The following is a 9,906-nucleotide window of genomic DNA, read 5'->3' as shown; positions in this document are numbered from 1 at the left end:
GCCTCACGACGTGGCACGGGTCAGGCGGTGCGGGTGCGCCGCCCCCTCAGCTCCTCCAGCCGCTCGTCCAGCAGCTCCTCCAGCTCCGGGATCGTGCGCCGCTCCAGGAGCATGTCCCAGTGCGTGCGCGGCGGCTTGACCTTCTTCTGCTCCGGCTCGGCACCGTCGATGATCTTGGACTCCTGGCCGTGCAGGCGACACTCCCAGGTGTGGGGGATCTCGGCGTCGTCGGAGAAGGGGACCTCGAAGTCGTGGCCCTTGGGGCAGGCGTACCGCACCGACCGGCGCGGGGCGAGGTCGTGATTGCGGTCGGTCTCGTAGCTGACTGCTCCGAGCCGGCTACCCCGTAGAACGCGGTCGGCCATGGCGGTGTCCTTTCGCTCGGCTCAGGGCCGGGGCCCAGGCTTGTTGCTCACCGAGTGCAACGACCGGACTGCTCCGTTCGTTCCCGGCTTCACGGTCATCGTCGCCCACAGTGACGTCTTTCACCCGTCAACGAAGGCTTCCCTCTGAGGGATGCCATCGCGGGCGGATCGTGACGCGTTATCAAGCTACCGGGTCAACCCATCACACGGATGGAGCATTCCTGGCAGTCGTCGTGCGGCTGCGACAGCTTAGACCGACCACGCAGGGCGACGTTAAGGCGGGTTTAACTCGACAGTAGTGACGCCTGTCATGGTTACGGTTACGCAAAGTCATTTCGTAAGTTTTCGCGGACCTCACCACGCAGGGTGGCGGACCGGGTGTGCTCGGTGGCGAACATGAGGATGAATCACCCGACCGGACCGCACCCAAACGTCCAATCGGACGCTTTATCCGTTCGATACCCTCAGTGTCACCCGAAAGTGAGCTTCTCGGACAGGCGGTCCAGCAACGGGCGCTGCCCCGCCACGATCCGCACGCGGGCCTCGGCCAACGGGAACCACGCCACCCGGTCCACCTCCGGGAACTCCCGCAGCCGACCCGACCCGCGCGGCCACTCCAGGGTGAACGTCCCCGGAACCACCCGATCGGGGTCCAGGTCCGCGGCCAGCGCCCACGCCGCCACCACCTTCCCGCCCGACTGCCGCACCTCGCCCAACGGCACCAGCACCCCCTCCGGCACCGGCACCCCCAACTCCTCGGCGAACTCCCGCCGCGCCGTCGCCTCCGGCTCCTCCCCGTCCACCGGCTCGCCCTTCGGGATCGACCACGCGCCCTCGTCCCGCCGCGCCCAGAACGGGCCGCCCATGTGCCCCAGCAACACCTGCGGCTCCCCGTCCACCACCCGGTGCAGCACGATCCCCGCGCTGCGCCGCCCCGTCACCCGCGCCGTCCCGTCATGCCCCCAGTGTCACCCGCCACGCCCGCACCCGCGGCCGGAGCCCTCAACGCCGGCGGCGGGTGCGCATGTGGATCTGCTCGCCCTGCTTGCCGAACAGGCTCAGGATCTCCACCGGCTCCGGCCCCGCCGGCCCGAACCAGTGCGGCAACCGCGTGTCGAACTCCGCCGCCTCGCCCGGCGCCAGCACCACGTCGTGATCCGCCAGCACCAGCCGCAACCGCCCCGACAGCACGTAGAGCCACTCGTAGCCGGTGTGCGTGCGCGGATCCGGCTCACCCCGGTCCGGGATGATCATCTTGTACGCCTGCAGACCGCCCGGCTGCTGCGTCAACGGCAGCACCGTCATGCCGTTGCGGCGCACCGGCACCGGCCGGATCCGCGGATCGCCCACCGGCGGCGCGCCCACCAGCTCGTCCAACGGCACCCGGTGCGCCCGCGCGATCGGCAACAGCAGCTCCAGGCTCGGCCGCCGCAACCCCGACTCCAGCCGCGACAACGTGCTCTTCGAGATCCCCGTCGCCGCCGCCAGGTCCGCCAACGTCGCACCCCGGCTCGTGCGGATGTGCCGCAACCGCTCGCCCACCCGGTCCAGCACCCCGGCGGTCGGATCCGCGGCAGCGCCGCCTGCAGCGTCGTCTGCGTCGTCCATGTCGTGTCCCGGTATCGGCAACAGGAGGTTGCCATTGTGGCCGGCCGCGCCGCCCGCCGTCCACACCGGCCCGTCAGGCCAGGCTCAGCTGGTGGCCGTCCACCGCGTGCGGACCCAGATCCCCCGTGCGGTAGTGGGTGCGGCACAGCACCTGGTAGCGGACCTCCGCGGCGTCCGCGGCCGACGTGTCCGCCACCAGCACCGTGTCACCCGCCCGCACCACGTCCCCGTCGTGCACCCGGGCGTTGAACCGGCCCGGCCGGCCGCACCAGCACAACACCTCCACCTGGATCGCGTTCAACTCGTCGGCCAGCTCGAACAACCGCCGCGACCCCGGGAACAGCCGGCTGCGGAAATCCGTCGCCAGCCCGAAGCAGTACACCTCCAGGTGCGCGTCGTCGGCCAACTCCGCCAGGTCGTCGACCTGCCCCGTGGACAGGAACTGCGCCTCGTCCACGATCAGGTAGTCCACCCGGTGCCCGGCCGCCCACCGCTCCCGCACCAACGCGCACAGGTCCATGCCCTCGTGCACCTCCAGCGCGTTGCGGGCCAGACCCATCCGGCTCGAGATCGTCGGCGTCCCCGAACGGTCGTGACGCACCAACAACAACCCGCGCCGCCCCTGCCGCGCCTGGTTGTGGTCGATCTGCAACGCCAACGTCGACTTGCCGCAGTCCATCGGCCCGAAGAAGAACCGCAACCGCCCGGTCGGCGCGATCCCGCGCCCGGCCCCGGCGGCGGGCACGGAGGACAACGCGTCGGTCGGGTCCGGGGCGGGGATGATCGGTTCCACGGGCGGCCACCCTAACGGGCCGCCACCGCCCCGCCCGCCGCGACCTCCACCGCGCCCACCCGGCCGCCCCACCACCTGCCCGGCCACCACCCCGCACCACCCGACCCACAGCACCCGTCGCGCCGCCATCCGACCCGCCTGCGCCAGCGGACCCGCCTGCGCCGCCTACGGCCGGCCGACCCCCTCTGTTGCGACCCGCCGCCGGAGACCGGACCCCCGACCGGCGTTCCGCATTGCCGAGATATACCGCTTCGCGATATAACCTGCGGTGTGAGGGGTATGTCGGAGCAGGTGTTCCTGGTGCTCACCGCGTTGGCGGAGGAGCCGTTGCACGGGTACGCGATCGTGCGCGCGGTCGAGGTGCTGTCGGAGGGCCGCATGCGGCTGCGGGTGGGCACGCTCTACGGGGTGCTCGACCGGCTGGTCGCCGAGGGCCTGGCCGAGCGCGACCGCGAGGAGGTCCACCAGGGCCGGCTGCGCCGCTACTACCGGCTGACCGACGCCGGGGTGCGGGCGCTGTCGGCCGAGGTGGCGAGGTTGTCGGCCAACGTGCGCGCCGCGTCGTCGGTGCTGCGGGCGAGGGGAGCGCTGTGAGGTCGAACAGGTCGAACCTGGAACGCCGCTACCGGGCGCTGCTGCGGCTGCTGCCCGCCTGGTACCGGGCGGAGCGCGAGGAGGAGATGGTCGGGATCCTGCTGGCCGACCGCACCGACGACCTGGACCTGGAGCACGGCTGGCCGGGGTGGGGCGAGGCGGGCGCGACGGCGGCGCTGGCCGTGCGGGTGCGGCTGGGCGCGCGACGCGCGGCCGGCACGGCGTGGCGGCTGGTGGCGTTGACCGGCCTGCTGGGGCAGCTGGTCGCGGCGGCCCAGTCGTGGACGGTGACCGCCCGGTGGGGCGGCGAGGTGCCGGAGGGCTGGTGGTACGACGCCCTGGCCGCGGTGGCGTTCGCGGCGCTGGTGGCGGGGCGGCGCGCGGTGGGCCGGGTCGCGGGCGGGCTGCTGGGCGCGGCGTCGCTCGCGGCCCTGGCCTGGTCGGCGGCGGGGGTGTCGCCGTGGTGGACGCTGCTGTGGCACGTCCCGGCGGCGGCGACCGCGGCGGCGGTGGTGGCGGGGTTCCACCGGGAGGCCCCGCCGGTGTCGCGGCGCTGGTGGCCGGCCGCGGCCCTCGCCGTGCCGGCGGGCGTGGCGACCGTGGCGTTCACGCCCGCGCTGTCCACGCCGACGATGCTGGCCGCGTGGCTGGTCGCCGCCGTCGCGGTGGTGCTGGTGCGGCCCTGGACGGCGCGCCGGCCCGCGGCCCCGGCCTGACCGGCGCGGCGGGCGGTCAGACCTTCGCGGGCACCGGGTTGCCCGACGCCACGATCGCCCGCCGCACCGGCACGAAGACCATCAGCACGAAGCCGACCACGAAGAACACCACCAGCGAGATGATCGCGAGCCGGAACGACCCGGTGGCCTGGCCGACCCCGGCGAACACCAGCGGCCCCAGCCACGACGTGGACCGCTCGCCCACCTCGTAGAGCGAGAAGTACTGCGCCTCCCGGCCCGGCGGGATCATCTGCGAGAACAACGACCGCGACAACGCGTTCGTGCCGCCCAGCACCAGCCCGATCCCGGCCGCCAGGGCGTAGAACTGGGTCTGCTGCCCGGCCTGCACGAAGAACGCCGCGCCGATCACCACGATCCACACGCACAGGCTGGCCATGATGGTGCGCTTCGCGCCCCACGAGCGCGCGACCCGGCCGTGCAGCACACCGCCGAGGAACGCGACGAACTGCACGATCAGGATCGTCGTGATCAGCACCGTCTCGTCCAGCCGCAGCTCGTCGCGGCCGTACTGGGCCGAGACGTTCGCGACGGTGGCGATGCCGTCGGTGTAGATCAGGTAGGTGCCCAGGAACGCCAGCGTCAGCGGGAACATCCGCGCCTGCCTGACCGTCTGGCGCAGCTCGGCGAACCCGGCGGTGATCACCGACGCGCCGGACTCGGTGCCGTGCGGGGCCTGGTGCCGCTTGAGCCGCGCCAGCGGGATCAGGGTGAACCCGGCCCACCACAGACCCGACAGCACGAACCCCACCCGCACCGCCACGCCCTCGGTCAACCCGATCGCGTCGTGGCCGACGAACAACGCCAGCTGCACCGCCAGCGCCAGACCGCCGCCCAGGTAGCCGAACGCCCACCCGCGCGAGGACACCGCGTCCCGCTCGTCGGGCGCGGCGATCTCCGGCAGGAACGCGTAGTACACGACGACCGACGCGCCGTAGCAGATGTTGCCGACGATGAACAGCGCCACGCCCAGGTGCCAGTCGTCGCCGCCGACGGTCGCCAGGGCCGCGGTGGCGGCCGACCCGGTGAACGCCAGCCCCGCCAGCATGCGGCGCTTGTTCTGCGTCCGGTCGGCGATCGCGCCCATGACCGGCAGCACCACCACCTGCACCACGGTCGCGATCGACAGCAGGTAGCCCCACAGCGACCCGGCCGGGAAGTACGCGCCGAACAGCGAGATGTCGCACTGCCGCAACGAGCCGTCCACGCACGCGTCCGGCCCGTTGTGGGCGACGTCCGCGACCGCCGCCTCCTTGGCCACCGCGGTGAGGTAGCCGGAGAGGAACACGGTGACCACGGATGTGGGGAACACCGAGTTCGCCCAGTCGTACCAGGTCCACCCGCGTTGCTCCCGCTTGCGGTCCTGGGCGGTTGCGGTGCTGTCGGCCACGCTCATGGGGGCGGACTGTATATCGCGCCCCGCCCGCCGGTGGCGATCACCACCAACCTGTTGCCAACCGGTCTCCCGCACGCCACCCACGCCACGGCCACACCACCCGCACCACCCGCACCGCCGCCCGGCCCCCGCCACGGCACCCCGCCTCCCACCCGGAACGCCGGCACCGCCGCCCACCGGCCCCACCCCACCCGACGACACGCACCGCGTCCCCGGCGCTCGGCGTCTCAGCCGCCCGCCCACACCTCCCGCTCGACCAGCACGTCGCGCAGCCGGTCGGGCCGGTCCGTGACCAACCCGTCCACCCCGAGGTCCAACAGCCGCCGCATCTCGGCCTCCTCGTCCACCGTCCACACGTGCACCTCCAGCCCCCGCCGGTGCGCGGCCCGCACGAACCGGCCGTCCACCACCAGCAACCGGCCCTGCCGCACCGGCACCTGCGCCACCGCGCCCCGCACCGGCAACCCCACCAGCGGCACCCGGCCCGCCGCCCACAACGCCCCCGCCGAACGCGGCCCCATCGACGTCAGCAGCCCCGGACCGCCCCGCCGCCGCAGCTCCGCCAGCCGCCGCTCCGAGAACGACGCCAGGCACACCCGGCCCAGCGCGTCCGCCCGGCGCAGCACCTCCAGCACCGGCTCCACCGCCGAGTCGGCCTTGACGTCGATGTTCACCATCGCGTCGGGCAGCTCCTCCAGCAGGTCCGCCAACCGGCACACCGGCTCCCGGCCGCCCACCTTCGCCCGCCGCACCGCCGACCACGGCTGCCCGGCCACCGGACCGGTCGCGTCCGTCGTGCGGTCCAGCAGCGCGTCGTGGTGCACCACCACCACACCGTCGGAGGTGGCGTGCACGTCCGTCTCCAGGTACCGGTAGCCCTCCCGCGCCGCCCGGCGGAACGCCGACAGCGAGTTCTCCATCCCCGACAGGTCGTCGAGGTGCCAGCCCCGGTGCGCGAACGCCCTCGGGTGCGGTCCGGACAGGTACGGGTGGGTCGCGGTCACACACCGGAGTGTGCCCTGGCGGCGTGGCGTTGCGGTGACCGGTGGGTAGCCGGATACCGTCGCCGGCCATGGAGCTGGTGAGCGAGGCCGTCGCGGCGCGCCGTGAGGAGGCCAGGCACTGCGCCTGGTGCGGGCGCCGCCTGCCCGACAGCGGCCGGATCGGCCGGCCGCGCCGGTACTGCGCGCAACCGTGCCGGCAACGCGCCTACGAACGCCGTGCCGCGGTGCAGCGCGGCGGGCTGCCCGAGGACGCCGTGGTGCTGTCCGCGGGGGAGCTGGCCGACCTGCAGGACCGGCTGTTCCAGCTGCGCTGCGCCGCGGAGGACGTCGCCACCGCCGCCGAGGACGGCGCGGACGGCGCGGAGCTGCGCCGGCTGGCGGGGGAGCTGGTCGACACCGCCCGCGGTCTGGAGCGGTTGCGCTGAACGAGGCCGGCTTGCCCGCACAGCGTGGTCTCGACCATCATGACGCGCGGGTGGGCGAGGAGGGGCGCGTGAACGGCAACGGCGCGTTGCACCGCGAGGTGCTCGACCGGGCCGACGTCGGTTTCGGTGTCACGGACGTGCACGGCACACTGGCCTGGGTCAACCCGGCCCTCGCGGAGATCCTGGGCGTCCCGGTCGAGCACGTGGTCGGCCGGTCGCTGCCCGCGCTGCTGCCCGGCGCGCCCGAACGCCCCCGCTCCGGCCTCGCGCTGCTCACCCCCAGCGCCTACCGCAAGGGCCACCGCTGGCTCGAGGTCACCTGCCAACCCCTCGACCCCGACGGCCCGGACGACGACGCGCACCTGCTCTACCGGGTCGTGGACGTCACCGCGTGGCGCGACCGCGAGCTGGAGGCCACCCACGAGGCCGACGCGCTGCGCCGCGCCCAGGTCCTCGGCCGCATGGGCACCTGGGAGTGGCACATCGCCGAGGACCGCGTCGTCTGGTCGGACACCCTGCTGGAGATGTTCGGGTTCGCCGCCGACACCGAACTGGACTTCGACGGCTACGCCGCCCACGTCCACCCCGACGACCTGCCGATGATCCAGGCCACCCTCGAGGAGGCCATGCGCTCCGGGGCCGGGTTCTCCTACACCCACCGCATGATCATCGGCGACGACCGCGTCGAACGCTGGTTCGAGTGCTTCGGGGAGGTCGTCGCCGACGAGGACGGCGTCCCCCTGCGCGTGCTGGGCACCGCCCACGACATCACCCGCGCCCGCCGCGTCCACGACGAACTGCTCGCCCTGGCCGAACAGGACCCGCTCACCGGCCTGGCCAACCGGCGCGCCGTCACCCGCGAACTCGAACGGCAGCTCGCCGGCGGCGGCCCCGGCGCGATGCTGCTGCTCGACCTGGACAACTTCAAGGACGTCAACGACCTGCGCGGCCACGCCGTCGGCGACCGGCTGATGAAGGCCCTGGCCTCCGCCCTGCGGTCCCGGCTCGCGCCGGGCCAGCTCATCGGCAGGCTCGGCGGCGACGAGTTCGCCGTCGTCCTACCCGGCGCCGGCACCGCCGACGCCGCCCGCGTCGCCGAAGGCTTGCGCGACGCCGTCGCCGCCCTCCCGCTGGTCGGCGCCGCCCGCAGCATCACCGTGTCCACCGGCGTCGCCGAGTACGGGCCCGGCGACACCTGGGAACTCGTCCTCGCCAACGCCGACCTCGCCCTCTACGCCTCCAAGGCCGCCGGCCGCAACCGCGTCACCGTCTACGAACCCGGCCACTACGCCGACACCGCCAAACGCGTCTCCGTGCTCGACCGGCTGCGCGCCGCCCTCGACCACGGCGGCCTCGTCCTGCACGCCATGCCCATGGTGCAACTGGCCACCGGCCGCACCCTCGGCCACGAACTGCTGCTGCGCCTGGAGGACGGCCGCACCCCCTACCTCGGGCCCGCCGAGTTCCTGCCCGAGGCCGAACGCTCCGACCTCGTCCTGGACATCGACCGGTGGGTGCTGTCCACCGCCATCGACGCCCTCGTCCGCCACCCCGACCCCGACCTGCGGTTCAACGTCAACGTCTCCGGCCGCACCCTCGAGGACGAGGACTTCGGCGGGTTCGTCCTGGACCGCCTCGCCACCGCCGGCGTCGCACCCGGCCGCCTCGGCCTGGAGATCACCGAGACCGCCGCCGTCACCAACCTCGACGCCGCCCGCGCCCTGGCCCTGCAACTGCGCGGCTTCGGCTGCCGCATCATCCTCGACGACTTCGGCTCCGGGTTCGGGTCCTTCGTCCACCTCAAGCACCTGCCCATCACCGGCATCAAGATCGACGGCGAGTTCGTGCGCGGCATCGACGAACGCTCCACCGACGCCGTCCTCGTCGCCGGCATCGTCCAGATCGCCCAGGGCCTCGGCCTGTCCGCCGTCGCCGAATGGGTCGAACGCCCCGCCCAGGTCGACGCCCTCGTCCGCCTCGGCGTGCGCATCGGCCAGGGCTTCCACCTCGGCCGCCCCATCCCGCTCGCCCAGGTCCTCCCGGACCACCCGCAGCGGCCGAACGGAGCATTGTCGCCACGCCTGGCCGGTGCGGAGGATGGGGCGCGTTCCTGACCCCCGCCCCCGATGGGAAACCACCGCCGTGCCCGGTACCCCCGACAGCCCCGCACGCGGTGTCCGCCGCGTCGAACTGACCACCCCCACCCCCGAACCCGTCGCCGAGTTCTACGCCCGGCTCCTCGGCTGGGTGATCATCGCCGAACCCGACGGCTCGTTCACCGGCTGGGTCGGCGACCGCCTCGCCACCCACGTCCGCCCCGGCGACCCCGGCCGCCGGCTCGTCTTCGCCGCCACCGACACCCGCGACCTCCCCGACGGCGCCGCCACCGACACCGGCCGCGTCCTGCACGGCCCCTGGGCACCCCCGCCCCGCCCCGGCGAACCCTGCTGGGTCGAACTCATGGGCGGCCCCGCGGACGACGACTACTGGGCCACCGCACTGGGCTGGCAGGTCCGCGACCCCGACGCCGACTTCACCCTCTACGACGCCACCACCGCCGACGACCGCCGCCCCGTCGCCGGCCGCCTCACCGCCCCCGGTGGCTGGACCTGCTACTACGCCGTCCCCGACACCACCCGCGCCGCCGCCGACGCCACCGCCCTGGGCGGCACCGTCCTCATCCCCCCACGCGAGGTCCCGACCGGCCACGTCGCCGCCATCGCCGACCCCACCGGCACCGCCTTCGCCATCCTGGAGAACCCGCCCGGCTGGGGCGGCACCTGGTCCACCACCGAACAAGCCCACGCCTGACCCGGACGACCCCCGCCACCCCCGCCCCCGACCCGCCCACCCCGAAGCCCTGGTCCGTTCGCCACGAACAGACCAGGGCTTCGTGTCATCCCGCCGACCTGGCGCAGCCCTACCGCGCGTGTCAAGGGGGCACTCCCACCCCTACCGCACCTTGCGCCGGAACCGCCCCCTTGACA

11 protein-coding genes are annotated in these 9,906 nt (G+C 73.9%); 5 read left to right on the top strand and 6 right to left on the bottom strand.

The window, feature by feature from the left end:
* Nucleotides 1-20 precede the first annotated feature (20 nt).
* The 4 genes from ACFXGA_RS38080 to ACFXGA_RS38065 all read right to left on the bottom strand — a co-directional run bounded on the left by ACFXGA_RS38080 (nt 21) and on the right by ACFXGA_RS38065 (nt 2,766).
* Nucleotides 21-365, bottom strand: a complete 345-nt coding sequence (locus tag ACFXGA_RS38080) for an RNA polymerase-binding protein RbpA (RefSeq protein WP_378097357.1) — start codon at nt 363-365, stop codon at nt 21-23.
* A 470-nt stretch (nt 366-835) separates the two neighbouring features.
* Nucleotides 836-1,306, bottom strand: a complete 471-nt coding sequence (locus ACFXGA_RS38075) for an NUDIX domain-containing protein (RefSeq protein WP_378097354.1) — start codon at nt 1,304-1,306, stop codon at nt 836-838.
* Between the two features lie 61 nt (nt 1,307-1,367).
* Nucleotides 1,368-1,973: a helix-turn-helix domain-containing protein gene (locus ACFXGA_RS38070; protein ID WP_378097351.1), complete on the bottom strand. Its 606-nt coding sequence runs from the start codon at nt 1,971-1,973 to the stop codon at nt 1,368-1,370.
* A 73-nt stretch (nt 1,974-2,046) separates the two neighbouring features.
* Nucleotides 2,047-2,766, bottom strand: coding sequence for a thymidine kinase (locus ACFXGA_RS38065; protein WP_378097348.1), 720 nt, complete (start codon nt 2,764-2,766; stop codon nt 2,047-2,049).
* 279 nt (nt 2,767-3,045) lie between these two features.
* Between ACFXGA_RS38065 and ACFXGA_RS38060 the strand changes: the two genes are divergently transcribed.
* Both ACFXGA_RS38060 and ACFXGA_RS38055 read left to right on the top strand, forming a co-directional pair.
* Nucleotides 3,046-3,360 carry a PadR family transcriptional regulator gene (locus tag ACFXGA_RS38060; RefSeq protein WP_378097360.1) on the top strand — a complete coding sequence of 105 codons (315 nt, stop codon included), beginning with the start codon at nt 3,046-3,048 and terminating at the stop codon, nt 3,358-3,360.
* A complete protein-coding gene (locus ACFXGA_RS38055) occupies nt 3,357-4,076 on the top strand; it encodes a hypothetical protein (protein ID WP_378097346.1) in 720 nt (239 codons plus the stop codon). The genes ACFXGA_RS38060 and ACFXGA_RS38055 overlap by 4 nt, the downstream gene beginning before the upstream one ends.
* Nucleotides 4,077-4,092: 16 nt before the next feature.
* Here the strand turns inward: ACFXGA_RS38055 and ACFXGA_RS38050 are convergent, their stop codons facing one another.
* Together ACFXGA_RS38050 and ACFXGA_RS38045 are read right to left on the bottom strand one after the other, a co-directional pair.
* Nucleotides 4,093-5,490, bottom strand: coding sequence for an MFS transporter (locus ACFXGA_RS38050; RefSeq protein WP_378097343.1), 1,398 nt, complete (start codon nt 5,488-5,490; stop codon nt 4,093-4,095).
* 227 nt (nt 5,491-5,717) lie between these two features.
* Nucleotides 5,718-6,494: a glycerophosphodiester phosphodiesterase gene (locus ACFXGA_RS38045; RefSeq protein WP_378097340.1), complete on the bottom strand. Its 777-nt coding sequence runs from the start codon at nt 6,492-6,494 to the stop codon at nt 5,718-5,720.
* Between the two features lie 68 nt (nt 6,495-6,562).
* Between ACFXGA_RS38045 and ACFXGA_RS38040 the strand changes: the two genes are divergently transcribed.
* The 3 genes from ACFXGA_RS38040 (at nt 6,563) to ACFXGA_RS38030 (ending at nt 9,730) form a co-directional block, all read left to right on the top strand.
* On the top strand, nt 6,563-6,919 hold the full coding sequence (locus tag ACFXGA_RS38040; protein ID WP_378097337.1) for a hypothetical protein: 357 nt from the start codon (nt 6,563-6,565) through the stop codon (nt 6,917-6,919).
* Nucleotides 6,920-6,987: 68 nt separating this feature from the next.
* Nucleotides 6,988-9,033 carry a putative bifunctional diguanylate cyclase/phosphodiesterase gene (locus tag ACFXGA_RS38035; protein WP_378097334.1) on the top strand — a complete coding sequence of 682 codons (2,046 nt, stop codon included), beginning with the start codon at nt 6,988-6,990 and terminating at the stop codon, nt 9,031-9,033.
* Nucleotides 9,034-9,061: 28 nt separating this feature from the next.
* Nucleotides 9,062-9,730, top strand: a complete 669-nt coding sequence (locus ACFXGA_RS38030) for a VOC family protein (protein WP_378097330.1) — start codon at nt 9,062-9,064, stop codon at nt 9,728-9,730.
* Nucleotides 9,731-9,906 lie beyond the last annotated feature (176 nt).

Source organism: Actinosynnema sp. NPDC059335 (assembly GCF_042752395.1).
Classification (GTDB): domain Bacteria; phylum Actinomycetota; class Actinomycetes; order Mycobacteriales; family Pseudonocardiaceae; genus Actinosynnema.
The sequence above is the reverse complement of the archived record's forward strand: the minus strand, read 5'-3'. Positions and strand labels throughout refer to the sequence as shown.